Genomic DNA, 22,477 nt, shown 5'->3' on the forward strand with positions numbered 1-22,477 from the left:
GATCAGACGCCTTCAGCAGCTTGAACTTTCTCAATCTGCCTCTTTTTAAGAACCAGCATGATCTGAGCCAAAGCAACCGCTGCGAAGAAGGCAAGCATCCCGTAGATACGAACAGGATTCTGAAGAACGACTTCGGTATCGAGCTGACCGAATCCACCAACATTGGGATCGTTCGTGATCGGGGCTCCAGCTTCAACCACATCTCCCACAGAGACCTGCAGGGTGGGACCCACTGGAATGGTCTCGGTAATTTCAGCGCCATCAGCGGACTTCACAGTGACCACGCTGGCCCCATTGTCGCCTGGCTCAATGGAAGTAACAGAGCCAGAAGCCGGAGCCGTATAGACGGTGTTGTTGCTCTTCTCACCTGTTGGGTACACCTGGCCGCGGCCACGGTTTCCACCAACGTGAATGGAGTACTTACCAAAACTGATGCTGCTGTCCGTCGCGGGGTCAGGAGCCAGCACAGGGAAGACAATCTCCTGGTGCTCATCACCAGGAATGGGACCCACCAAAATCACATTGGGTTGGTCATCGCTGTACTCGGTGAAATAAACACCCTCTGTTTCCTCCTTGATCTCATCGGTCCAGCGATCCTGAGGAGCGAGCGTGAAGCCATCAGGAAGCATCACAACAGCTCCCACCTGAAGGGGGACCTGACTGCCATCAGCACCAAGCTCTTGAACGCCGGTGTCGTAAGGGATCTTGACAACGGCCTTGAAGACGCTGTCAGGCAGAACGGACTGAGGCACTTCTGCCTGAGTGAGCTTTTGGGCCAAGTGGCAATTCGCACAAACGATCTTGCCGGTAGCCTCCCGGGGAGAATCGTAATTTTGTTGTGCCCAGAAGGGATAGGCCCAACTTGCAGCGGGTGCGCTGAAGACAGCAAGACCGACGATCAGTGCGGCAAATGTGGAGGAGAGCAGGCGACGCATGGGAAAGCGAGGGAGGAAAGAGACAGCAAAGAGGAGGGGCTGATCAGGACCACCAGGGCTTTTCGCCCGTCCGGAAATCGGTTTCAGTCCACTGACTGACAAACACGTTGTCGTTGTCGACGCTGACATTGGCCAAGGCCAAGGACAGAGGCGCTGGGCCGCGAACCACCTTGCCTGTGGCGTCGTACTGACTGCCGTGGCAAGGGCACATGAATTTGTTGGCGCCGCTGTTCCAGGGGACAACACAACCCAGGTGAGTGCAAATGGCGTTGATGCCGTAGCTCCCGATCGCATCAGGGCCTTCCACGATCAAGTAGGTGGGATCACCTTTCAAGCCTTGGACAAGGCTGCGATCACCCTCTGCGTGGCCACTCAACCAGCCGCTCGCGGTGACTGCGTTTCCGAGCTCGTCTTTGGCGCTGGTTCCACCACCGCCCCCGGCAGCCCTGGGCGGGATGAAGTAGTTCGCCACCGGATAAAGCGCCCCCAGGGCCACGCCTGTGACGGATCCGAAGGTCAGCAGATTCATGAACTGCCGACGGCCCATACCGGGCACATCACTAGCTGGCATCTGAGTCATGGCTGACGCTCAAGCAACACTGAATGAGGTCCATTATGGAGGGTAAAGGTCCCGTCACGCTTTGCAACGACTGGGCTTTTAGATGATCCACTCAGCCGTTTCCGTGCTTGTAGACCCACCCTTGGAACAATCCATCCCTCCATTAACGGTCGACGAGGTGGTTGACCTGCTGCGGAAGCGCTGGCAAGCCAGCTACGACATGCAAGTCGTTGTAAGGCGAAAGCGGATGTACCTCCAAGTGATGTGGGCCTATCTGGAGCAGCAATCCTTCCCCTTAGACGAGGAGGAGTACCGCACCCATCTAGCCCAAGTGCTGGACGTGGTGAATCGCTTAGGCCAGGCAGGCGACGTGCGTTCGTGGTTAAACGACACACGGGACCGTCCCCGACTGGGCAAAGCCCTCAGCCTGCAGCTGCAGGGGGAGGGGCGTCTGGAGGAGTTTCTGGTTTGAACCGTTCCACGGCCGCCACGAGAGCGACGCCAATGAAAAACAGGCCTGAGATCGCACCGGCTAGCAACGACATCGTGATCGGATCGGTGGATGGCGTCAAAACGGCGCCGGCCAGCGCTGCCAGCAACACGACCCAACGCCAGGCCGAGAGCATCCGCTTCCAACGGACCAACCCAAATAAGCCAAGCAGTAGCTGCAGAACGGGCAACTGAAAAGCCAATCCAGTGGAAAGCATCAGCAGAAGCACAAAATCGAGGTAGCGCTCGATCGACCAAATCGGCTCCACCACATCAGCCCCGTAGCTCACCAAAAAGCCAAGGGCCGCTGGGATCAGCGCCCACCAGGAAAAAGCAATTCCTGCAAAAAACAGCACCGCTGAGCCCGCTACAGCGGGAGCGATGAGTCGACGCTCATTGCGGGTGAGACCGGGCAAAACGAAAGCCAAGCCTTGATACAAGACGTAAGGAATCGCCAAGGTGAGTCCTGCGTAACCGGCAACCTTGAACGAAACGAACAGGAATTCTCCAGGCGCCAACTGAAGAAATCGGATCGATCCCGCGGGTTCCTCCAAGATCCTTACCAACGGTTTCACCGCAACAAGGCAAGCCAAAGCACCCGTCACAATCGCAATCAGGCTGCGAAAAACGCGCTGACGGAGCTCCTCCAGGTGATCGACCAGGGACATCTCCACATCGTTGGGTGGAAGCTGGTCAGGCCGAGGGGTCACCCGGATCGGCTCGGGAGCGGGAAGCACTGTTTTTTCGTTCGGCTCGGGAGGGATCAGTCCGACTGCACGTGGGTGAGCTCAGGCTAAGAGCTTGCCGGCGATCAGTTGCTGTCTGGCTCGATCTGGCTCAGCCCAGACAACCTCACCATCTTTGTGTTGCACCGTTCCAAGTGCTGCACCAGCAATCCGTTGGAGATGCTCGACAGGGGCTTTCACCACAGCCACCCGGCGATTTCCCCGCGCGCGGCTAAACCATGCCGCCAGGTCAGCCGCAAGGGTGACGTCGTCGTCGTCCGCAAAACCAGCCGAAGCCTTCAACACAACGTGACTACCCGGACATTCCTGGGCATGAAACCAAAGGTCACCAGGTCGTGCCCGCCGGAGGCTGATCCAGTCGTTTTGACGATGGTTTCGGCCCACTTGAATCAGCAAGCCCGTGGGGCTACGGATCTCGAGGGGCTGGGGGTCCACGCGACGCGATCCCTGACGGCGCCGGCGGCGAAGCCGTTTTGGAGCCAACAGATCATCCAACTCTTCCCGCAGATCAAGAAGGCTTTTCGTGCGCGCCTCTAACCCATCCCAATCCGCACCAATGAGCTCTTCGAGAAAGCTTTCACTGCCCTCGAGCAAGACCAAGCGGCTTTGGTGATGCTGCAGCCGTTCTTCCAGCGCTGGCACCGCCCGTCTCAGTTTTCGCGCTCTTCCATACAACTTCTGCGCGCGATCGATGGTCTCCCGATTCGGACTCACCTGGCACAACAACGCATCTCCCTGCTGTTGCAAGTCATCGGCACCGCCCGTCTCCTCTAAACCAGCCCTCTGGTCGGCCAAAAGAGCCTCCTCACGGGTCCTTAACTGCTTGAGCTGCTTTTGCAAATCCTGCGTGGCGCGATTCAAGTCCTGACGCTGGAGAACGGTGGAGTAGTACTGACCCAAACGAAGGCTGAGGGGCTCCCCACCCGTTGAACACTCCTCTAACGATGTCCCTTCAGATAACGATGCAGAGCCAGGATTCCAAACGCGATAGGAATTGGGCCCATCAAACTGCAGCTCAAACGCGCCGGTCTCCAGCGCCTTCAACCAGCACTGCCAACGCTGGTGCAACAGCTGCCACTCCTGCTCGCTCAGCGCATGAACGCTTGTCGCCAATCGCGCTTTGGCTGCATCGTCGTGCTGGTCAGCCAGCTGCTTCGCCAGCACCGGACTAATGCCCTGGTAAGCACTGCGCATCGCCTTTTCCAGGCTTAGCGGCAACAGCTCTAAGCGCTCTCTCCAGCGCTGCTGAGGCTCATCCAGCCGGGGAGCCATGCCTTGAAGAGCCGGAGGAGGGCTATAGACATCCCCCGTACCAATCGGCCTAATTCTCGACTGATGCGAGCGGACCTGACGCGCAATCGCCGTGATGCGTTGCCGCTCATCGAGCAACAACAAATTGCTATGGCGCCCCATCAGTTCGAGCACCAAGGTGCGCTGGGGAGGCTGTCCAGGTCGAGGCGCCAACTGAAATTGCACGACCCGTTCAAACCCTTCCTGACAGAGCTCCGTAAGGGCCAGTTGGCGGAGCCCATGTTGGATCTGTTGCGCCAGCGTGCTTCCTGCACCCTGCTTCGGGGGCGGCTCGATTTCAACCAACCGGGGAACCTCTGCTTTCCAGCTCAGTTCCAACCAAATCATTCCTCGCAGGGTGCGAAATCCGAGCTGGAGCGTCTGAGGATCAGGCTGTTGCGCCTTCTCAAATCGGCTCGGTAGCAACCGGGCACGTAAATCCGCCAGCACAGCCCTCAGGCTGGTGAGATCCATCACTTGCGGACTTTGGCTGGCCATGGATTGCCTGAAAAACAGGCTGAACAGGAAGCCTTCCTACCCTGCGATGCAGTCTCAAGCAACGTATGGCTCCTGCTGGATCAATCGCCAGGCCCACGGTGCTCACCGGCCCCAGCGGCGTAGGGAAGGGCACCTTGGTCGCCCGCCTGAGAGAACGTCATCCAGAACTATGGCTCTCAGTGTCCGCCACCACGCGCGCTCCTCGCACGGGGGAACGCGAGGGAATTCACTATTTTTTCCACTCCAAAGAACGGTTCAACGAACTCGTTCAAAGCGGTGGATTGCTGGAGTGGGCTGAATTCGCTGGAAACTGCTACGGCACACCTCGGCAACCCGTCAGCGAGCGCGTCGCGAAGGGAATTCCCGTGCTTCTTGAAATTGAATTGGAGGGGGCCAGGCAGGTTCGAAATAGCTTGCCGGAAGCCATGCAAATCTTCCTCGCACCCCCAAGTATTGAAGAGCTTGAGAATCGGATTCGCGGTCGCGGAACGGAAGCAGAAGAGGCGATCCAGCGACGTCTCAAGAGAGCGAAAGAAGAGTTAGCAGCTCAAACAGAATTCGATGCAGTGATCGTCAACGACGATCTTGAAACAGCTTTAGCCGCGTTAGAGAAACAGATGAACTTGACCGTCTCCCAATAAAAAAGGGGCCCCAAGGGCCCCTTTTTTGATGATCTTGTGGACGAAAGAATCGGCCAAAAGAATCGGCCAAAAGAATCGGCCGAAAAGATCGGAACGATCAGCCCATGGGGTGGAAGAGGAGATCAGGGAAAAAGCGATTCCACTCGATCAGAATTCCGGCAGTGAGCGTGAACCAAATCGCGGCAACGACTGGTGCAGTAGTAAGAAATTTCTTCATCGTGAGAAAGAGAAGGACTTCGGGGTGCGAGTTCAGCGAGGAGAGATGGTCACCTTGTCGTCGCTTTCAAGCAATTTGCCACTTGTGAATTCACCGAAAGCAGCGATCGGCCATTTAGCTGAGGCCAGCAAGGACTTGATGGCAAGAGAGACATCAATCTGAATCTCTTTCATGTACTGCTCCTTGGTGCCGCGAGTGCCTTTGAGGTACTCACGACCCGCCCAGCCAATACAACCAGTGATGTAGAGGAACATCAGGCCTGGGAAGACGAAGTCACCGGCATGGCTCCAACGGCCATCCACGATCAAGTGAGGCAGCCCATCTTCACCACAAACAGCCTCGCTATACATCTCGAAGCGAGCCTTAGCTTGAGGCGTGGCGGCAGCGCTTGCACGCTGCTGAAAACGGGCACTTTCGGCGCAAGGGGTCAGACCCGCTACATCAGCCTTGGCGACGGGGGCAAAGCCGAACACCAGCAGGGCCGAGAGCGCAAAGGCGAAGAGACGACGCATCGGAACGGTTCCTGTTGAGCCTGCCCCAAAGCGGCAGGATGTCACAAACGGACAGTAGGGGAGCCCCCTCCAACTTCATGCCCATAGTGCTTGCCCTCGAAACAAGTTGTGACGAGTCAGCCGCGGCGGTGCTTCGTCAGGAGGGCGACCAGCTCACGGTGTTGTCCCAGGGCATCGCCTCCCAGGTGGAGGAGCACGCGCAATGGGGTGGGGTTGTTCCTGAGATTGCCTCGCGCCGGCATGTGGAAGCGCTCCCTGTCCTCGTGGAACAGGCCTTAAAAGACGCGGATCTGGTTGCTGCCGACCTCGATGCCATCGCGGCGACCGTCGCACCTGGCCTTGTAGGAGCCCTGATGGTGGGCTCGATCACCGGGAGGACACTGGCGGCCCTGCATCAGAAGCCGTTCCTGGCCATTCACCATCTCGAAGCACACCTGGCTTCGGTGTTCTTGGCAGAACACCCACCACAGGCTCCTTATCTGGTGCTTCTCGTAAGTGGCGGGCACACGGAACTGATTCGCGTGGATCTCGATGGAGACATGAAACGCCTGGGACGCAGCCATGACGATGCGGCCGGCGAAGCCTTCGACAAAGTGGCTCGACTGATGGGACTGGGCTACCCCGGCGGTCCCGCGATTCAGGCCATCGCCCTGGAGGGAGATCCCAAACGATTTCGGCTACCAAAAGGGCGCGTCTCCAAGCCAGGAGGAGGCTTCTACCCCTACGACTTTTCATTCAGCGGTTTGAAAACTGCCGTGCTTCGGCATGTGGAAGCGTTGAAGCGAGAGTCTGAGGATCTTCCTCTTGCTGATCTGGCCGCCAGCTTTGAACAGATCGTGGCCGATGTGTTGGTGGAGAGAAGCCTGCGCTGCTGCCTCGAGCAGGGGATTGATCATTTGGTCATGGTTGGCGGCGTTGCCGCCAACCAGCGGCTGCGTTCTCAAATGCAAAGCGCCGGGCAGAGCAAGGGGGTGTCCGTGCACATCGCGCCTTTGGCCTATTGCACGGACAACGCAGCGATGGTTGCCGTCGCGGCATTGCGTCGACTCTCAAAAGGCGTGGAACCCAGCTCTCTGGAGCTCGGTGTCTCAGCGCGATGGCCATTAGAGAAAGCATTAAGCCTGTATGGCTCATCACCCCCTTTTTAAAATTATTCTCTTAAGGTGGCGTCCCACGAGATCCTCCTGATGGCTCCTAACACTGATCTCCAACAGAAAGTTGTGGCAGAGCCAATCGATCCGGTCGAATTGAACGCTTGGAAGCGAGGATTTACCCCTCAGGCTGAAATCTGGAATGGACGTCTTGCCATGCTCGGGCTTTCGATCGGCATGGCAACACTGTTGATCGTTCGGATGTTTAACAACGCAGCCTGAACAACCTCAACTCCGACCTCTTAACGCCTGCGTGAGTTCATTCGGACGAGGGCTGACAGCAACCGCCTGCTCAGCTTCCACTTGGCCAGACTCCACAAGTCTCTGCAAAGACTGATTCGCTGTCATCATTCCATCGAAATCACTTCTGCGCATGATGTCTTCAACATCATCGAGGGCACCTTTTTTAATATAATCCTTACAGGCATCCGTATTAATCATTAGATCGTGATAGGCGGCACGCTTACCACCAGCACTCTTAATTAATCCCTGAGAAATAATTCCCAAGAGTGATTCTGCAAAAGACTGCCTGACACTTTCTTGTTCTTCAGGTTGGTACATGCCAAGGACACGTTCAACGGTTTTAACCGCCGAGTTCGTGTGCAAGGTCCCAAACACAAGATGCCCAGTCTGAGCTGCTTCCATCGCCGTACTGAGCGTTTCTTTGTCACGAATTTCCCCAATCAAAATCACATCTGGATCTTCTCGTAGCGCCGCTCTCAACGCATGGTGAAACTGGAGCGTATGACGCCCTACTTCTCGCTGTCGGATTAACGACTTCTGGCTTTCATGCACAAATTCAATGGGATCTTCAATCGTGAGGATATGCCTGCTTTGATTGCGATTAATCCAATCAATCATGGCTGCCAGAGTGGTGCTTTTACCTGAGCCGGTAGGGCCAGTCACAAGCAACAATCCTTTCGGACGAGCGCAAAGCTCTTGCAGAACGGACGGCAGCTTGAGGTCGTCCAGAGAAAGGATTGTCTGAGGGATGAGGCGCAACACCATCGCCGCGCCCCGCAGTGCATCAAACAAATTGATGCGCACCCTCACAAAAGAAAAAGCATGCGCCCCGTCGAACTCTTTGCCCTGTCTGAAGTGGTCGATCTGCTGTGGAGTGAGCAATTCTCTGAGCCAGTCCTGAAACTCACTGGGTTGGGTGGGAGGCCAATCAGAGCGAATGATCTCGCCGCGGGCTCGAAATCGTGGACTCTCCCCAATCCCAAGGTGAACATCGGAATGCCCTTGTTCATGAGCGATGCGAACGATCTGCTCCAAGGACGGGGATGGCGACGCGGATGACGACGCGGATGACGGCGGAGCTGGTGCAGGAGGTGGAAGAGGGGGTGGAGATGTGGAGGATGTGGTGGATGTGGTGGATGTGGGCCGCGCTGGGATGCCAGGAGGAAAAACGGGCTGACTCATGCTGATGGTGTGCGCTGTATGCAGCTTCGCGATGGTTCGTCATCTGGCAAGTTGATGCCAAGACTTCCCGGGCAGATCGCCCGTAGGATTAATCCACAATCTGGATGGTTATGGCTCGCCTGCCACGCGTGACAATCGTCTTGGGCACGAGGCCTGAAGCCATCAAATTGGCGCCTGTGATCCAAGAATTCCGGGCCTGTAAGGCCTTGGAAACCCGAGTTGTGCTGACAGGTCAGCACCGGGAGATGGTGTCTCAAGTGATGGATTTGTTTGGCCTGAGTGCCGATCTGGATCTCAATCTGATGGCACCACGACAAACGCTTACGCACGTGACTTGTGCAGCGCTGCAGGGCTTGCGAGATGAATTCCAAGCATTTCCTCCACAGCTTGTTCTGGTTCAAGGAGACACCACCACGGCCTTCGCGGCAGCCCTCTCCGCTTTCTACGAGCAAATTCCCGTTGGTCACGTCGAAGCCGGACTGCGTACGGACAATCTTCTCGATCCTTTTCCAGAAGAAGCCAACCGTCGTTTGATTTCTCAAATTTCGCATCTTCACTTTGCTCCCACACAGCAATCAGAAGCCAACCTCCAAGCGTCTGGGGTTGTTGGTCGCGTGTTGCTTACAGGCAACACGGTGATTGATGCCCTGCTGCGAATGTCAGAGCGCGCCCCTGCGTTGAGCGACTTCGCCATCGATTGGGACGCGCAAAGGGTGATTTTGGCAACCGTGCACCGTCGCGAAAATTGGGGTGACCGCCTCAAGAACATCGCGGATGGAATGCTGCGTGTGCTCGACAGTCATCCCGACACCGTGTTGCTGTTGCCTTTGCATCGCAACCCAACCGTGCGTGAACCTCTACAGGCCCTGCTAGGGGAGCATCCCCGCGTGGTGCTGACAGAGCCCCTGGATTACGACCGCTTGGTGGCAGCCATGAAGGGCTGCACGCTCCTACTCACAGACTCCGGTGGGTTGCAGGAAGAAGCACCCGCTCTCGGGAAACCGGTTCTGGTGCTGCGTGAAACCACCGAACGACCCGAAGCCGTTGAGGCCGGAACAGCCCGATTGGTGGGAACGGATCCAACCACGATTCACCGGGAAGCCTCCCTGTTGTTGGAGAACAGCGAGGCCTACAACGCCATGGCGAAAGCCGTGAATCCCTTTGGCGATGGCCACGCGAGTGAAAGGATTCTTGGGGCGGCCCTTGAACTCTTGGCAAGCTGACGCAGCCCTTAGTTCTTGCGGTGCTTACCGCTGGTTGCTGCATCGGCCCATTCAATCCAGGCATCACAGCTCGGAACAGAGACGGGTGCTGCTGTTCGTTGGACTGAATCCGTCGCGAGCCGATGGACAGCGAGACGACCCAACCCTGCGACGGCTTCAAGGCTTTTCCCAGCACTGGGGGTATCACCATCTTGTGGTCCTCAATTTGTTTGCCCGCATCTCCCCCTCCCCCTCACAGCTCTGCCGTTGCAGCGAGCCAATCGGCGCTGAAAATGATCTGATTTTGCGCAGCTGGTTCCAGCGGTGGGCCCAACAGCCCGCATGGGATCTTTGGCTGGGATGGGGGGTCGGCGGAGGACTGCAGCAACGGGATAAGGCGATCTTGAAAATGTTGAGCGACGTCAGCGATCAACGAGGAGAGCTTCCACCCCCTTTTGTGGCTGGCTTGACCAAAGCGGGCTATCCCCGCCACCCCCTCTACCTTCCCCGTGATGTACAGAGAGTTGCCTGGGCAGTACGGTTCCTAGATGAACCGCACTCCGCGCCGGTATCGGATCTCCCTTCACCTGTCTGGCGGACAGACCGAAGTGGTGCATTTCACGTCACTTGATCAATTCCAGGATTGGTATCAAGGCTTGGTTAACGCCAGTGCTGAAGGGGCTTTTGTGAATGTTCCCCTCAGTGAACTAGACGGTGAGTTTCTGGTCGTGCGTCCAGATGCCGTCATCGGAATGCGGGTTGAACCGCAATACGCCTTGATCGATGACGCCTGAGCGTTTAGGGCTGCTTTGGGGCATCACGGTCTTTGCGGGTGCAGGGGCGAGGCTGCTAGCGGCTTTATCCAATATCAATGGCGTGGTTTTGCTGTTGCTTTCAGGGCTGCTGATCGGGCGCTCTGGCCTAGGGCTCGTTGAGCCTCTCGATCTCGGGCAAGGGCTACAAACCATCGTTGGACTGTTGGTGAGCTTGGTGTTGTTTGACGGAGGTCTCAACCTTCGTCTACCCGGGGACACGATTAAAGCCACCGTGCTTCGCATCTCAGTCCTGAGAATCTTCATTTCTCTTGGTGCGGGAATGCTTGCTGCGCACTGGCTCGCCGGCCTTGGATGGTCCTTGGCTGCAGTCTTTAGCGCCATCGTGCTGGCCACCGGGCCCACCGTGGTCACCCCGATCGTGAAACAAATCCGCTTAGCCCATCCCCTGGGAGATGTGCTGGAAGCGGAAGGACTGGTGCTCGAGCCCATTGGAGCGGTGTTGGCCCTGCTGCTCCTGGAACTCGCTCTAGGCGACTTGCACGGCTGGCGTGAATTGGCCCAGGGCTTGCTGGCACGCCTCGGAGGGGGAGTGCTCATTGGGGTCACGGTTGGTTGGCTTTTATCTGAGGGGCTACGACGCCTGAATTCTTCGCAACCCGTCGGATTGCGCCTACAGCTCACGCTGGGGGCGTTGTTCCTGATGTTTGGGATTGCCGAATGGCTCCTGCCTGAATCAGGGCTACCGGCATCCGTGGCCGCAGGCGTCGTGGTCGGTCGTCGATCAACCGAAGAAGCCGGTCAGCTCGATGAGCTGATCCGAGAATTGGCTGCACTCGCCATCACCATGCTGTTTCCGTTATTGGCAGCAGACGTGTCTTGGGCTGAGCTCAGTCCGCTTGGATGGGGCGGTGTGAGCTGTGTCTTGCTGCTCATGTTTGTGGTGCGACCAGTCGCCGTGAGTGTGGCCACAGTCGGTTTGCCCTTGGTGTGGCGACAAAAATTGTTTATGGCCTGGCTGGCTCCAAGAGGAATCGTCACAGCAGCGGTGGCCTCATTGTTTGCGATCCGCCTTGAGCAGGCTGGGATTTTGGGTGCAGGTCGGCTGCAAGGGTTGGTATTCCTCACAATTTTGATGACCGTTGGCATCCAAGGCTTAACAGCACAACCGCTGGCGCGCGTTCTTGGCTTGATTGCTGAGGGGCCAGAAGACTCTGACCCCACGGCGTCTGCCTCGTCAGAGGCAGCGACGCAAGCGCTGCCGATCGTTCCCGAGTCTGGCCAGTAATGCCCATGTGGTGATGAGGTCTGGCCCCTGCAGGCGACCGAGCAACGCGGCCCTAAGACTCTTCATCAAGACGCCCTTCTTGACATCAGCGGTGGCAGCCGCCTCTTTGAGCAAGGTTTGGGCGCGCTCAACATCGAGACCATCCCATGGATTCAGCTCAAGAGCGGAGAGAAGTGCCTGAAGGGCAGGACGCGCTCCTGCTTGCTCCAGTTGCTTCAGTCCATCCTCTTCTAGGGGGGGCTCTTCAAAAAAGGGCTGGGCTTGGGTCACTCCGTCTTCAATCAAGGTGAGCGACGGTCCAAGCAAAACAACTAGGTCGTTGGCCCAAACAGGATCGCTAGCAACCCAGCCTTGTTGCCGCCAGCGGGGTTCAAGGACTTCGAGAAGCTCGTCAGGCGAGCAACCATGCAAAATCTGGGCATTGAGCCAGTTGAGCTTGTCCCAATCGAATTTGGCTCCTGCTTTGTTCACCCGATCAAAACTGAAAACGTCGGCTGCTTCTCGAAGCGTGAACCGTTCCTCCATTCCTTCCGGTACAGACCAACCGAGCAGGGTCATGTAATTGGCTAAGGCCTCTGCGGTGTAACCCATGGCCTGAAAATCGCCAATGGAGGTCACCCCATCACGCTTCGACAGCTTTCTCCCCTCTGGATTGAGGATCAAGGGCGTATGGGCAAACGTTGGGCAGGTCAACCCAAGCGCTTGATACAGCAAAAGTTGCTTGGCCGTATTGGCAATGTGATCCTCACCTCGAATCACGTGGCTGATGGCCATAGCGGCATCATCAACCACGACCACGAGGTTGTAGAGGGGGTCACCAACCGTGTTGGCAGGAGCACGTCTGGCGATCACCATGTCGCCACCAAGATCCGCTCCTCGCCATTGCATCGGACCGCGCACCATATCGGTCCAAGCAATGGTGGCTTCGTCATCAATGCGAAAACGGATCACCGCCTCTCGCCCTTCAGCCCGATAGGCCTCCTCCTGTTCAGCACTGAGATGGCGATGACGGTTGTCGTACCGAGGTGGCTTCCCTGAAGCCCTCTGCGCTTCACGCATGGCATCCAATTCTTGCTCGCTGGCATAACAGCGATAGGCAAGACCTTGATCGAGCAATTGACTGATCGCCTGTCGATGGGATTCAATCCGCTCGCTTTGGATGACCGGTTCCTCATCCCAGTCCAGGCCAAGCCAGTGCAAGCCATCAAGAATATTTTGTGTGAACTCTGGCTTGGATCGCTCTTTATCGGTGTCCTCAATTCTCAGCAAAAATTGGCCGTTTTGGTGTCGGGCAAACAGCCAATTAAAAACAGCTGTGCGAGCTGTTCCGATATGAAGCGTGCCGGTGGGGCTTGGGGCCAGACGAACGCGAACCGTCACTAAGCCGGAAGAATGAAAACGGGACCGACGGGATTCGAACCCGCAACTTCCGCCGTGACAGGGCGGTGCTCTAACCGATTGAACTACGGTCCCAGGTTGAACTCAATGGAAGGAGCTTTACCCACAAAGAGTGCACTTGCCGCTCACGCGACTTGGCCAGTATCAACTGCCGCCCTGCCCTGCGTCAACACACTCGTAGGGGCACCAACGTTTTCTGAGCTTCCCCCTGTGATCTGCCATTGGAGGGTCTGGGAGAGACAGCCTCTTCAAAGGCCAAAGCCAACACAAAACGCTTCGAGAATGAGGCACGGAACAGGCCAAGCCATGGATGGACACACTCCTCCCTGGAGGGGAGATCAAACCCATCCCAAGAAAGGCGCACAAGCAAACAAAAAAAATCCTCCCTCTGCGGGGAGGATGAAGGATGAGCCGGAGCCAAAATGCGGCTCAGGGACGGAATCCAGCTGGTTCGATCAAACGCACTTGATTCCCTCGAGCCGTGAATTCACGGCCTTGGTCGCTTTGAACGACGACTCGTCCACCGGACTTAACGCGAATCACTCGTGCACGAACCCAGCCGAGAGCGGCTGATTCGAGCACTTTGACCACATCACCAGGTTGAAGATCCAACTCCATGCTCGAAATCAGGAAAACTGCAAGTAAGGGGTCATCGGACGCGCCGTGGAGGACTTGAACCCCCGACATCAGGTTTTGGAGACCTGCGTTCTACCAACTGAACTAACGGCGCAAGGCGATGAACCCCTCAGCCATCGAAAAACGATGGCATTAATTCGTTGAAGCGAAAGCCTCAGCGATCGAAGCGCTGCTTCACGCGAGTGGCCTTGCCCACCCGGTCCCGCAGATAAAAGAGCTTCGCACGCCTTACTTTACCGCGACGCTCAATCTTCACTGAGGCCACTTGTGGGCTGTGGAGCATAAAAACACGCTCAACACCGATGCCCTGGAAGATGCGTCGCACCGTGATCGTCTGATTAAGACTTCCATGGCGCTTAGCGATCACAACGCCCTCATAGGGCTGGACACGCTCCTTATTGCCCTCGCTGATGCGAACACCAACACGCACGGTGTCGCCGACGTAAATCTCAGGAAGATCGCTCTTCAACTGAGCGTCCTCGAATTCCTTAATCAGTGCTGAAGCACTCATCTTCTTCGAATCTTTCGCCGTTGATTTTTCAGCAACAGCAGTTGCTCCGCTGGTCGCCTCAGTGGCGACGTCCACAGACGTCTCTATCGGGTCCACTGCCATCCCAGCTCCTGGTAACACGCCAAACAACCACCTTAACCCCCAGCCTCCTTCCGAGACGCAATCCACTGCCTTCGAACGTTTTGCAGAAGAAGCCAGGACCCCGTCGCCAGCATCCACAACAGGCCAACCGCGTTAAGCAGGACGACGACTGGTTCGAGGGCAGGCCCCAGCCACTCGCCCTCATGGATCGTCATCAACCAATGGACTTGGTCACGGCTCAACCCTCCCCAGTCCTTCGCCAACCGATAGGTCACTCCGGTACTAACGGTGACCAGCAAAGGGAGCACAACGAGAGGAGCCACCCAGCGATGCAATTGGCGTACGCGAACCAACAAGCGGGCCACCGTCGATCCCTCCATTGCAATTGATAGCGTGACAGGAAGACTGTCTGTGGAGCGTCCGCTGTTGCGGCCTGCTTTAACGGCCTGAAACAAGAAACGCTGTAACTCGATGAATTTGTTCGCTGACCTCCTCGCCTCCACAAAAGCTTCCACCGTTACGGCCACAGGGCCGCGCATCCAGCAGAGACGCGGCGTGGAAATCAAGTCAGCTCGAGAGCTGAAAATCATGGCGAAAGCCAGTTCGATCGTCGCCACCGTTTTGCGCGAGATCATGGAGCTGGTTGAACCTGGCCAGACCACTGGCGATCTCGACGCCCATGCCGAGCGCCGCATCAGGGAAATGGGTGCAACCCCCAGTTTCATGGGTTACCACGGCTTCCCTGCAAGCATCTGCGCCAGCATCAACAACGAGGTGGTGCATGGCATCCCCAGCAACAAACGGGTCATCCATGCTGGCGATCTCCTCAAAGTGGATACGGGGGCCTATTTCGACGGCTACCACGGGGATAGCTGCATCACCGTTTGCGTCGGCGACGTCTCGGAAGAAGCACGAAAGCTCAGTCGTGTCGCTCAGGAATCACTGATGGCTGGACTCTCCCAGATCCGTGCTGGGAATACGCTTCTCGACATCGCTGGAGCCGTTGAAGACCACGTCAAAGCCAATCACTTCAGCGTGGTGGAGGATTACACCGGCCATGGAGTTGGACGGAATCTCCATGAGGAGCCATCGGTGTTCAACTTCCGAACAGACGCTCTCCCCAATGTGAAATTGCGCCCAGGAATGACGCTAGCCGTTGAGCCCATTCTCAACGCAGGAAGCAATGCTTGCCGCACCCTCAAAGACCGCTGGACCGTCGTTACCAAGGATGGAAGTCTTTCCGCTCAGTGGGAGCACACCATCGTGGTGACCTCTGATGGTTGCGAGATCCTCACCGATCGGGGGGATTGATCTTCAAAGCGCGGCAATAAACCCTCCGAATCAGTTCGATGGAGGGCATTAGAAGGTACGTAAGAGGGTTGGGGGTGACGATGATCAAGTTCACCCCAAGGCTTGCTTGCCAGAGCACCTGTTTAGCGACAAAACCTGACGTCATCACCCCAATCGGGTTGAGATTGGAGCGAAACGGTCCGAGGATCAGTTTGCGAAGCCGCAATGCCTCACGCTGCTCCGCGTCACGGTTGTTCCAACGCGAGCTGACCAGCTCACCGATCAGCCGCTTGCTCAACTCATAGCCAGGGCTCAAGGCCGGTTGGATCTCGGCCTCTGACGTGTTGACCCAGAGCTCCCTCGGCTGTTCGCGGTTGAGATCTTGATCGGCGATGGTCTCGAACTGCTGCATCAAACGCCAATGGCTGAATGCATTCACCTCAAGGGCTTTGGAGAGAGTGTCTGGGCACTGGTCACCACCAGGGTTGATGCCGTGGTTCAAAACGAGCACATCAAGACCTTTGAGAATGGGCTCCAGCTGACGCTCATCTCCGCAAGACCAACGAACCCACTCTTGAGCTTCATCAGGCGACGCTTGGGCTTGGGGGCGCGGACGATGACTGAAAGCAATCACCCAGGCGCCCTCTGCGATCAAAGCCTGGGTTAAGGCACGGCCCAGCGCACCACTCGCTCCAGTGATTCCCACTGTTCGTCCAGACCAACGCCCGGACAGGGGAGCAGCGGAGGAGGGAGATGCCTGTTTGGCCATGAAAGGGGATTTGGATCAGGGGGGGGAAGCAACTTGGACGAAACCATTCACACCTTCACCGGCCCAACGATGACAGCACAACGGGGCTTGACCTCTAAATTGCTGAACACGCCGGGATCTCCTGCATGGGCAACACACTGCTGATCGGATCCTGTGAGCCGTTCAGCGGCAAATCCGCTCTCGTACTCGGATTAGCCCGCCATCTCCTGTCTGAAGGCCGGACTGTGCGCTTTGGCAAACCACTCGCCACAAGTCTTGAGTGGACGGCCAAAGGGTCTCCTTTGCCCGATCCATTGATTGATGACGATGTGCGTTTCGTTGGCACAACCCTTGGGCTCGACGAGACCCGCTTGATTCCATCCCTCCATCTGCTCTCTCCAGAGACCGCAGACACCCGTCTGAGACAGGGCAATTTGGAGGCAGGAACCGGGCTCGAGATGTTGTTGAAAGATCTACAAAACGATCAAGACAGCTTCACCATGCTCGAAGCGGCAGGAAGTCTGCACGAGGGTCTGATGTATGGCCTCAGCCTCGTTCAACTCGCTGAAGGACTATCTGCTCCAGTGGTTCTGGTGCATCTTTGGCAAGACAGCCGCAGCGTGGATGCCCTCCTCGCAGCCCAGCATCAGCTCGGCGATCGACTAGCCGGTGTTGTTTTGAATGCGGTGACACCTGATGAAGTCGAGGAATTGAATCAACACGTGGTGCCGGCTCTTCAGGCACTGGGATTAAAGGTCTTCGGGGTGATGCCCAGATCTCCCCTTCTACGCAGCGTCACCGTTGGAGAGCTGGTGAGACGTCTTGATGCGCGAGTGATTTGTTGCAAAGAACGCCTCGAACTCCTGGTTGAGACACTGAGTATCGGAGCCATGAATGTGAATTCAGCAATGGAATTCTTCAGGCGTCGGCGCAACATGGCTGTTGTGACAGGCGCTGATCGCACCGATATTCAGCTGGCAGCACTCGAGGCCTCAACGCAGTGCCTGATCCTCACCGGCGCTGGAGAGCCTCTCCCCCAACTGGTCAATCGTGCCGATGAATTGGAGGTGCCCCTTCTGAAGGTTGAGCACGACACGCTGGCCACGGTTGAAGTGATTGAACAGGCCTTCGGACATGTGCGTCTCCACGAAACAGTGAAGGCCACCTATGCCTTCCGACTCGTTGAAGAGCACTGCCAGCTGAGCGAATTGTTTCGTGCCGTTAGCTGAGCGTTTGCGGAGCGATCTCACCTAGGCACACCTCTCTCGAGGGGCGCTGCTAGCGTTTGAAACTGCCAGTGGGATGTCATTGAGCCGCTCTCTTGATCTTCCTGCACTCGACAGGGTCGACACACTTGCCCAAGAACTTGCCCTCCTACAGGACAAGGGGAAGCGGAGAATTGCCATTCTTGGCAGCCGCCACGTGCCGGTCGTCGCGATTCATCTCGTAGAACTGATCTCTCGGTCCTTGGCACAAGAGGGGCATACGTTGCTGACCTCGGGGTCTCAGGGTGTCAATGCAGCCGTGATTCGGGGGGTCTTAGCCGTTGATCGCGAGCGACTCACCGTGCTGCTCCCCCAGAGTCTCGATCGACAAGTCCCGGAAATTCGCGACCAGCTAGATCAGGTTCTCCATCTGATCGAAAAACCTGAGCATGACGATCTGCCGTTGCCCATCGCCAGCAGTCTCTGCAATCAAGAGATCATCAACCGTTGTGATCAATTGATCTGTCTCGCGTTTCATGACAGCGAAACACTTCTTGCTAGCTGCAGAAGTGCAGAAGACATGGGGAAAGTGGTCAGTCTTCTGTTTTTCGATTAATCGGTTTCGATCCGTTCAGGGCTGCTCGCTGAGGCGGTCATGCCGATTGAAGAAGAGCTTTCAGGCCTTCCACGTACAAAATGCCTGTGCAAAAGAGCGCCGACGCCCAGCACAAGCCTCTTAAAGGCGCAATGTTGCTGACGTAAGCACCGATATAGACAAGTCGAAGGATGGGCTGAATGAGGGCCACAACGGCCGCAATACCTGGCAAAGGTCCTGTTTGAAGAGCGGCGATTAGAGCCAACAAAGCAGCAGGAGCATGAAGACCAAACGCTTCAAAACTGTTCTGATGAGCCCAACTGGCCCGCTTCCCCCACGCGGGCAGGCGATCAAACATCGCCCTTGGCGCATTCATGTCAGCCATGGTGAAGTCAGCCTGGGAGCGCGCCGCACCTAGAGGAACAATGCTGACAATCACAACCGCGCCAGCCAGCACAAGAGACCAGGCATAGGGAGCTGCTGGAACAGCCGTCAACAAAGCAATGAGATCCATGGGCCAGCCAAATACAAATCCTTTCTAAACAGCAATCTTCTGGATTGTGATGTCGTTCCACGACCCAAGACGTCTTATCCCTGCCCTGACAACACAGGGGCATGCCGCCACACCAGCCCTTCTTCCATCCATTGTTTTCAACTTTTCAGCAAGAAAAGCTTAAAAATGCGCCATCAAGTGGCGGGTACATCGTTACGGGGCATCCGAATCGCTGACATCCGAACCAGAACCAACCTCATCATTGAGACTTTGACCTGGACGCCAACCGCTGGCCCAGATCTCTCTGCACTGACGATTAAGTGTGTCGCGAGTGAAGCCCCAAGCAGCGACAACTTTCTGCAAGTCTGTCTTGATGTCATCAGCCCCAGGGAAGTCTCCATAACGCGTCGCAAGTCTTGCTGCGGACGTCAGCTGGTCGGGGCCAGGAACTCCTTCAAAACCAAGCAAAGAGTCCAAAATATCCCGATCCGATGCATAAAGCGGATGAGTTTGCTGAATGTCTTCTGCCATAAAGGGTTGGGTCTACAAGCGACGAAGCACAAAGGATCAGACGTCCTTGGTGATACTCAAGCGCATTGAGATCTACACCGTGAAGCGGTTAACCAAGGTCAACCAAGGGAACCCCAGTGGTGACTGAACCAGGTCATCGCCTGAGGTGGCACCTGTTAAGCAACATCAAATGGCTGGATATGCACTCATGACACCCCAGCCAATCAAGGCAGCGATGCTGCCCCAAACCAAAAGAGATACGCCAAGCAAACGAAATCTGTTTTCATTCTTTGGAATTACGAGCTGACGATCCATTCGATTTTGTTCTCAACCCCTTTGATGACAACGCCCGACAATGGTCGCAAGCAATTCACAGGGTTAGCTGACAAAGATGTCAAGCGGAAACAACGTGTCTACGTTGCACGAAACGCGAGATCGACATGGGCTTCGACAAAGGAGATAAATTCATCGATGACGCGAAGCAACGCGCCCACGATGCAATTGGAGAATCCAATCCAAAACTCACCTCTCTAGAAAAAGGCTTTTTGCACGCCATGAAGCGACGTCAGGCCCGCGAAAAGCATGCCAGGAAAGGAAGCTGAAACGCCCAAAATAGGAACAAAGCACCAACGGTCATATTTTCCAATCACAACAGAAGAGGCGCAGATATTCGCGGGCTTATCAGTGAGCCCTGCTGTAAATCCATCTCCACTATCTTCTGACGAACAACTGGCTATCTATTTACGTACGGACTTTCTTACTCCATAGGATGTTATTTAATTGTTTCGCATGCGTCATCAAGCCTGCAACTGATCGCTTTGCACCCAGGCGCTAGCGCGACCTCTCTGATCAGATTCTCCATCCCATCGGCTATTTCCAGAGGCAATCTGAAGAGCGAAAAGACTGCGGCAACTGGCTTTGAATGCTTTTGGATTTGATAGGGCATGCCAAGAATGTTTTAAATCCACAAAATCCCATTACGATGTCAAGCCGTCTAGGAATGAGATGCTCAGATCGATTGCTTCGCTGTTGTTTGCGGCTGTGATGTGGGTTCAGGTCCCCCAGTGGTCCAACGATTGGTCGAAATGTGCCGTAGACGTCCCTGATACGGCTTGTCATTGGTATGTCGTAGCTCCAGACAACACCTTTGGGGAAGGATTCAGCTGGGCCAATGCTCCTTGGTTTAGCGCTGAAGGTCTGCTCGACATTGGTGATCTCACTGACACCATGAGCAACATCCACCTCGGCGCGGTTGAGAAAGCATAAAAACGTCTCACCAGAGGTCTCACTGCCAGTGGCTTCGGCCCTAGAAACCACTGGCTTCAGAATGGCGTAACGGCCCTATCGATTTCCGAAGTCTTCACAGAAGCGAAATCGATGCGTGGCGATTGATGACACCAGGATGAAGGTGGCGATCATCCATCTTCAGATTCAACACGACACATTGCTTGAAACCCCAAAGATGTCAGCAGCAATGCTCTGGGGCTAAGTAGACGAAACTGGTCGATCTATTTCTTTTTCAAGTAAGGCAAATCACTTGGCTGAGAAAGGGTGAAGACAACAGCGGCTGTAATGAGTGCACCCACAGCCAACATTGCATAAATCCAAACAGAGTAATCAGTCATCAGTTAATTCCTAAAACGCCAAACGTGATTTGGCTCAGAATGCCATGACCTGTCAAGGCCTCCGTGAGAACGCCGATCACAATGCCGAGCATGGCTAAGCGTCCATTGAGGAGCTCTGCAGCAACAAATCGCCCAGACTTGCTTTGCTCTGAAGAGCCGTTCTGGAACCAATCTTCTTGGAACTGGGAGACGGAGTTCATCATCTTCAAATAAGTACACGAACTTTACCCGCTTTGCAACGTTTTGCGAAGCATCGCCATGCGACCCATCCAAGCCACTGACATCCCTTTGCTACGCGAAATTTTCGTGGATGCCATTCATAGCCAAGCCGCTCAGATTTACAGCCCAGAACAAATACACGCTTGGGCAAGCCTCGCTTGGCTACCAGGACTATTGGATCGCACCTTGGAAGAAGGCCAAGGCTGGATCAGTGGAGTCGATGATGGGTTCGCGATTCGCCATCCCTCCAACCGACTGTCAATGCTGTATTGCCGAGGTCGATCGTCTCGACAGGGACATGGCTCAGCGCTGCTTAAGGCCATTGAATGCGATGCCCAACGCATGGGAATCAAACGGTTGCAAACAGAAGCCAGCCTCCTCAGTCGGCCGATGCTGGAGCGACGGGGTTGGATGGTGATCGCTCCTGAGCCATTCACGATCGCCGGCGTGCCATTCTTGCATTTCAAAATGGACAAACGCTTGGGCTGAGTCCGCTCCCTCAGGCGAATCGCTAAAGCCTTACAAATCGCCTACAGCGATGGCGAAAAGATGGCGAAATGATGGAAAAATCATCGAGATTTTCAAGACTGGGCGAAGAATAAAAACACTGATGCTTGCTGATTCGCCAAATTCCTCTCTCAGCATGTGTTTTTCCACACCAATTTCAAACCAAAGCAGATTTTTGCTCACGTCATGGCGTTGGTCTGGCTCATCAAAGCCAACCGAGCAGGTTCAGTCATGAATTGAAGCAACTTTTAGATGACAACAATGTGAGCTCGCTTACACGCAACAAACCCTTTCTATGACAGCAGTACAAACAACATGAAATTGAGTCCATCAGCATCGAACAACGAAATAAAGCAATCTGAAAACAGAAGAAGAACGTTCGATCCCGGGCTACAGCGCTGCTCTGACTCCAAACAATCCGGATTCAGCGGCTGTGGAAAAGTTGTGGAAAAGCATGGAAATCATCAAAATCGCCCCTCACCGCCCAGTTCATAGGGTGATCCTGCCCGACCCTGCATCCCCTAATCCATCCTGGGAGGCCTAACGACCTTGCAGGAACTATCCAAGAACGTTCAGCTGGCGATCCACGGCGTCACTGACGAAGATTGCCTCAAGTCTGGTTGCCACCGAGCATGTCTTCATACCCTTCGTAGGGGTCATATTCGGCCCATCCAGGGCTGGCTTGATCCATAAGCCCATATTGACCATCAATCATCTGAGTTCTTGTGTTCCCGTAAGGCACCGTGTTGCAGGTCACGCCTCCACCGGCCACCGGTTGGCAGTCATTGAAACGAACCTGGCTTTTCACGGAGACGCCAACCAGGGAAACACAGCCGATGAGAAGGGAAACCACTGCGCTTAAACGCCCATCAAAAGGTCGCTGGATCGGCATGAGCTGCTGAACAACTGAAACCAGTTTGACCGCATCCAGCC

The 22,477-nt window shown here is 55.7% G+C and carries 32 protein-coding genes and 2 tRNA genes; 15 read left to right on the forward strand and 19 right to left on the reverse strand.

Going from position 1 to position 22,477, the window contains the following annotated elements:
• Nucleotides 1-2: 2 nt before the first annotated feature.
• Together petA and petC are read right to left on the reverse strand one after the other, a co-directional pair.
• Entirely contained in the window at nucleotides 3-935 is a 933-nt protein-coding gene (petA, locus tag SYN8016DRAFT_RS06450) for a cytochrome f (RefSeq protein WP_006853526.1), read from the reverse strand.
• A 43-nt stretch (nucleotides 936-978) separates the two neighbouring features.
• Nucleotides 979-1,515, reverse strand: a complete 537-nt coding sequence (gene petC / locus SYN8016DRAFT_RS06455; protein WP_006853527.1) for a cytochrome b6-f complex iron-sulfur subunit — start codon at nucleotides 1,513-1,515, stop codon at nucleotides 979-981.
• Nucleotides 1,516-1,597: 82 nt separating this feature from the next.
• On the opposite strand from petC, the gene SYN8016DRAFT_RS06460 reads away from it, so the two are divergent.
• Complete coding sequence (locus SYN8016DRAFT_RS06460) at nucleotides 1,598-1,966, forward strand: DUF3067 family protein (protein ID WP_006853528.1); 369 nt, start codon at nucleotides 1,598-1,600, stop codon at nucleotides 1,964-1,966.
• On the opposite strand, the gene tatC is transcribed toward SYN8016DRAFT_RS06460, so the two are convergent.
• Nucleotides 1,917-2,651, reverse strand: coding sequence for a twin-arginine translocase subunit TatC (tatC, locus tag SYN8016DRAFT_RS06465; protein ID WP_038013892.1), 735 nt, complete (start codon nucleotides 2,649-2,651; stop codon nucleotides 1,917-1,919). The genes SYN8016DRAFT_RS06460 and tatC overlap by 50 nt on opposite strands.
• A gap of 120 nt (nucleotides 2,652-2,771) precedes the next feature.
• Nucleotides 2,772-4,517 (reverse strand): NFACT family protein, encoded by a 1,746-nt coding sequence (locus tag SYN8016DRAFT_RS06470; RefSeq protein ID WP_006853530.1) that lies wholly within the window; start codon nucleotides 4,515-4,517, stop codon nucleotides 2,772-2,774.
• A 65-nt stretch (nucleotides 4,518-4,582) separates the two neighbouring features.
• Between SYN8016DRAFT_RS06470 and gmk the strand changes: the two genes are divergently transcribed.
• Nucleotides 4,583-5,158: a guanylate kinase gene (gene gmk, locus SYN8016DRAFT_RS06475; RefSeq protein ID WP_006853531.1), complete on the forward strand. Its 576-nt coding sequence runs from the start codon at nucleotides 4,583-4,585 to the stop codon at nucleotides 5,156-5,158.
• A 97-nt stretch (nucleotides 5,159-5,255) separates the two neighbouring features.
• Here gmk and psaJ read toward each other — a convergent pair whose 3' ends face one another.
• Nucleotides 5,256-5,375 carry a photosystem I reaction center subunit IX gene (gene psaJ / locus SYN8016DRAFT_RS06480; RefSeq protein WP_011620067.1) on the reverse strand — a complete coding sequence of 40 codons (120 nt, stop codon included), beginning with the start codon at nucleotides 5,373-5,375 and terminating at the stop codon, nucleotides 5,256-5,258.
• Nucleotides 5,376-5,407: 32 nt separating this feature from the next.
• On the reverse strand, nucleotides 5,408-5,887 hold the full coding sequence (locus SYN8016DRAFT_RS06485) for a photosystem I reaction center protein PsaF subunit III (RefSeq protein ID WP_006853533.1): 480 nt from the start codon (nucleotides 5,885-5,887) through the stop codon (nucleotides 5,408-5,410).
• Nucleotides 5,888-5,964: 77 nt separating this feature from the next.
• On the opposite strand from SYN8016DRAFT_RS06485, the gene tsaD reads away from it, so the two are divergent.
• Entirely contained in the window at nucleotides 5,965-7,035 is a 1,071-nt protein-coding gene (gene tsaD / locus SYN8016DRAFT_RS06490; RefSeq protein WP_006853534.1) for a tRNA (adenosine(37)-N6)-threonylcarbamoyltransferase complex transferase subunit TsaD, read from the forward strand.
• 39 nt (nucleotides 7,036-7,074) lie between these two features.
• Complete coding sequence (locus tag SYN8016DRAFT_RS06495; RefSeq protein ID WP_006853535.1) at nucleotides 7,075-7,260, forward strand: chlorophyll a/b-binding protein; 186 nt, start codon at nucleotides 7,075-7,077, stop codon at nucleotides 7,258-7,260.
• A gap of 6 nt (nucleotides 7,261-7,266) precedes the next feature.
• On the opposite strand, the gene SYN8016DRAFT_RS06500 is transcribed toward SYN8016DRAFT_RS06495, so the two are convergent.
• Nucleotides 7,267-8,316, reverse strand: a complete 1,050-nt coding sequence (locus SYN8016DRAFT_RS06500) for a type IV pilus twitching motility protein PilT (protein ID WP_253909793.1) — start codon at nucleotides 8,314-8,316, stop codon at nucleotides 7,267-7,269.
• Between SYN8016DRAFT_RS06500 and SYN8016DRAFT_RS15735 the strand changes: the two genes are divergently transcribed.
• The 5 genes from SYN8016DRAFT_RS15735 to SYN8016DRAFT_RS06520 all read left to right on the forward strand — a co-directional run bounded on the left by SYN8016DRAFT_RS15735 (nucleotide 8,297) and on the right by SYN8016DRAFT_RS06520 (nucleotide 11,726).
• Nucleotides 8,297-8,458: a hypothetical protein gene (locus tag SYN8016DRAFT_RS15735; protein ID WP_253909794.1), complete on the forward strand. Its 162-nt coding sequence runs from the start codon at nucleotides 8,297-8,299 to the stop codon at nucleotides 8,456-8,458. The two genes, SYN8016DRAFT_RS06500 and SYN8016DRAFT_RS15735, sit on opposite strands and share 20 nt — an antisense overlap.
• A gap of 115 nt (nucleotides 8,459-8,573) precedes the next feature.
• Nucleotides 8,574-9,686: a non-hydrolyzing UDP-N-acetylglucosamine 2-epimerase gene (gene wecB / locus SYN8016DRAFT_RS06505; RefSeq protein WP_038013475.1), complete on the forward strand. Its 1,113-nt coding sequence runs from the start codon at nucleotides 8,574-8,576 to the stop codon at nucleotides 9,684-9,686.
• On the forward strand, nucleotides 9,667-10,296 hold the full coding sequence (locus SYN8016DRAFT_RS06510) for a DUF1643 domain-containing protein (protein ID WP_253909795.1): 630 nt from the start codon (nucleotides 9,667-9,669) through the stop codon (nucleotides 10,294-10,296). The genes wecB and SYN8016DRAFT_RS06510 overlap by 20 nt, the downstream gene beginning before the upstream one ends.
• Nucleotides 10,214-10,459: a hypothetical protein gene (locus SYN8016DRAFT_RS06515; protein ID WP_038013478.1), complete on the forward strand. Its 246-nt coding sequence runs from the start codon at nucleotides 10,214-10,216 to the stop codon at nucleotides 10,457-10,459. The genes SYN8016DRAFT_RS06510 and SYN8016DRAFT_RS06515 overlap by 83 nt, the downstream gene beginning before the upstream one ends.
• Entirely contained in the window at nucleotides 10,449-11,726 is a 1,278-nt protein-coding gene (locus tag SYN8016DRAFT_RS06520) for a sodium:proton antiporter (RefSeq protein WP_006853540.1), read from the forward strand. Before SYN8016DRAFT_RS06515 ends, SYN8016DRAFT_RS06520 begins: the two co-directional genes overlap by 11 nt.
• On the opposite strand, the gene gltX is transcribed toward SYN8016DRAFT_RS06520, so the two are convergent.
• The 6 genes from gltX to SYN8016DRAFT_RS06555 all read right to left on the reverse strand — a co-directional run bounded on the left by gltX (nucleotide 11,676) and on the right by SYN8016DRAFT_RS06555 (nucleotide 14,732).
• Nucleotides 11,676-13,106, reverse strand: coding sequence for a glutamate--tRNA ligase (gltX, locus tag SYN8016DRAFT_RS06525; RefSeq protein ID WP_006853541.1), 1,431 nt, complete (start codon nucleotides 13,104-13,106; stop codon nucleotides 11,676-11,678). The two genes, SYN8016DRAFT_RS06520 and gltX, sit on opposite strands and share 51 nt — an antisense overlap.
• Before the next feature lie 19 nt (nucleotides 13,107-13,125).
• Nucleotides 13,126-13,199: transfer RNA gene (locus tag SYN8016DRAFT_RS06530), tRNA-Asp, on the reverse strand.
• Nucleotides 13,200-13,553: 354 nt separating this feature from the next.
• Complete coding sequence (locus SYN8016DRAFT_RS06540; RefSeq protein ID WP_006043540.1) at nucleotides 13,554-13,742, reverse strand: hyperconserved protein Hcp; 189 nt, start codon at nucleotides 13,740-13,742, stop codon at nucleotides 13,554-13,556.
• A gap of 39 nt (nucleotides 13,743-13,781) precedes the next feature.
• Nucleotides 13,782-13,854: transfer RNA gene (locus tag SYN8016DRAFT_RS06545), tRNA-Trp, on the reverse strand.
• Nucleotides 13,855-13,914: 60 nt separating this feature from the next.
• Nucleotides 13,915-14,373, reverse strand: coding sequence for a 50S ribosomal protein L19 (gene rplS / locus SYN8016DRAFT_RS06550; RefSeq protein ID WP_006853542.1), 459 nt, complete (start codon nucleotides 14,371-14,373; stop codon nucleotides 13,915-13,917).
• A 32-nt stretch (nucleotides 14,374-14,405) separates the two neighbouring features.
• Entirely contained in the window at nucleotides 14,406-14,732 is a 327-nt protein-coding gene (locus SYN8016DRAFT_RS06555; protein WP_038013893.1) for a hypothetical protein, read from the reverse strand.
• 91 nt (nucleotides 14,733-14,823) lie between these two features.
• Here SYN8016DRAFT_RS06555 and map point away from each other — a divergent pair, with 91 nt between their 5' ends.
• A complete protein-coding gene (gene map / locus SYN8016DRAFT_RS06560) occupies nucleotides 14,824-15,663 on the forward strand; it encodes a type I methionyl aminopeptidase (protein WP_038013482.1) in 840 nt (279 codons plus the stop codon).
• Here map and SYN8016DRAFT_RS06565 read toward each other — a convergent pair.
• Complete coding sequence (locus tag SYN8016DRAFT_RS06565; protein WP_006853545.1) at nucleotides 15,644-16,411, reverse strand: SDR family oxidoreductase; 768 nt, start codon at nucleotides 16,409-16,411, stop codon at nucleotides 15,644-15,646. The two genes, map and SYN8016DRAFT_RS06565, sit on opposite strands and share 20 nt — an antisense overlap.
• Nucleotides 16,412-16,536: 125 nt before the next feature.
• Here SYN8016DRAFT_RS06565 and SYN8016DRAFT_RS06570 point away from each other — a divergent pair, with 125 nt between their 5' ends.
• The gene (locus SYN8016DRAFT_RS06570; RefSeq protein ID WP_006853546.1) at nucleotides 16,537-17,619 is read left to right on the forward strand and encodes a phosphotransacetylase family protein; all 1,083 of its coding nucleotides are present in this window, start codon (nucleotides 16,537-16,539) and stop codon (nucleotides 17,617-17,619) included.
• A 73-nt stretch (nucleotides 17,620-17,692) separates the two neighbouring features.
• Nucleotides 17,693-18,211 (forward strand): hypothetical protein, encoded by a 519-nt coding sequence (locus SYN8016DRAFT_RS06575; RefSeq protein ID WP_006853547.1) that lies wholly within the window; start codon nucleotides 17,693-17,695, stop codon nucleotides 18,209-18,211.
• Between the two features lie 37 nt (nucleotides 18,212-18,248).
• Here the strand turns inward: SYN8016DRAFT_RS06575 and SYN8016DRAFT_RS06580 are convergent, their stop codons facing one another.
• Nucleotides 18,249-18,704, reverse strand: a complete 456-nt coding sequence (locus tag SYN8016DRAFT_RS06580) for an MAPEG family protein (protein ID WP_006853548.1) — start codon at nucleotides 18,702-18,704, stop codon at nucleotides 18,249-18,251.
• Nucleotides 18,705-18,896: 192 nt separating this feature from the next.
• Nucleotides 18,897-19,214, reverse strand: a complete 318-nt coding sequence (locus SYN8016DRAFT_RS06585; RefSeq protein ID WP_006853549.1) for a DUF3288 family protein — start codon at nucleotides 19,212-19,214, stop codon at nucleotides 18,897-18,899.
• A gap of 419 nt (nucleotides 19,215-19,633) precedes the next feature.
• Here SYN8016DRAFT_RS06585 and SYN8016DRAFT_RS15535 point away from each other — a divergent pair, with 419 nt between their 5' ends.
• The gene (locus SYN8016DRAFT_RS15535; protein ID WP_006853551.1) at nucleotides 19,634-19,795 is read left to right on the forward strand and encodes a hypothetical protein; all 162 of its coding nucleotides are present in this window, start codon (nucleotides 19,634-19,636) and stop codon (nucleotides 19,793-19,795) included.
• A gap of 403 nt (nucleotides 19,796-20,198) precedes the next feature.
• Nucleotides 20,199-20,459 (forward strand): hypothetical protein, encoded by a 261-nt coding sequence (locus SYN8016DRAFT_RS06590; protein ID WP_006853553.1) that lies wholly within the window; start codon nucleotides 20,199-20,201, stop codon nucleotides 20,457-20,459.
• Nucleotides 20,460-20,817: 358 nt separating this feature from the next.
• Here SYN8016DRAFT_RS06590 and SYN8016DRAFT_RS06595 read toward each other — a convergent pair whose 3' ends face one another.
• Nucleotides 20,818-21,018, reverse strand: a complete 201-nt coding sequence (locus SYN8016DRAFT_RS06595; protein WP_038013485.1) for a chlorophyll a/b-binding protein — start codon at nucleotides 21,016-21,018, stop codon at nucleotides 20,818-20,820.
• Nucleotides 21,019-21,076: 58 nt separating this feature from the next.
• Between SYN8016DRAFT_RS06595 and SYN8016DRAFT_RS06600 the strand changes: the two genes are divergently transcribed.
• Nucleotides 21,077-21,526: a GNAT family N-acetyltransferase gene (locus SYN8016DRAFT_RS06600; RefSeq protein ID WP_006853556.1), complete on the forward strand. Its 450-nt coding sequence runs from the start codon at nucleotides 21,077-21,079 to the stop codon at nucleotides 21,524-21,526.
• Between the two features lie 30 nt (nucleotides 21,527-21,556).
• Here the strand turns inward: SYN8016DRAFT_RS06600 and SYN8016DRAFT_RS15325 are convergent, their stop codons facing one another.
• Together SYN8016DRAFT_RS15325 and SYN8016DRAFT_RS06605 are read right to left on the reverse strand one after the other, a co-directional pair.
• Nucleotides 21,557-21,727: a hypothetical protein gene (locus tag SYN8016DRAFT_RS15325; protein WP_159098308.1), complete on the reverse strand. Its 171-nt coding sequence runs from the start codon at nucleotides 21,725-21,727 to the stop codon at nucleotides 21,557-21,559.
• Nucleotides 21,728-22,154: 427 nt separating this feature from the next.
• Complete coding sequence (locus SYN8016DRAFT_RS06605) at nucleotides 22,155-22,436, reverse strand: hypothetical protein (protein ID WP_006853557.1); 282 nt, start codon at nucleotides 22,434-22,436, stop codon at nucleotides 22,155-22,157.
• Nucleotides 22,437-22,477 lie beyond the last annotated feature (41 nt).

Origin of the sequence: Synechococcus sp. WH 8016 (assembly GCF_000230675.1) — a bacterium.
Taxonomy (GTDB): domain Bacteria; phylum Cyanobacteriota; class Cyanobacteriia; order PCC-6307; family Cyanobiaceae; genus Synechococcus_C.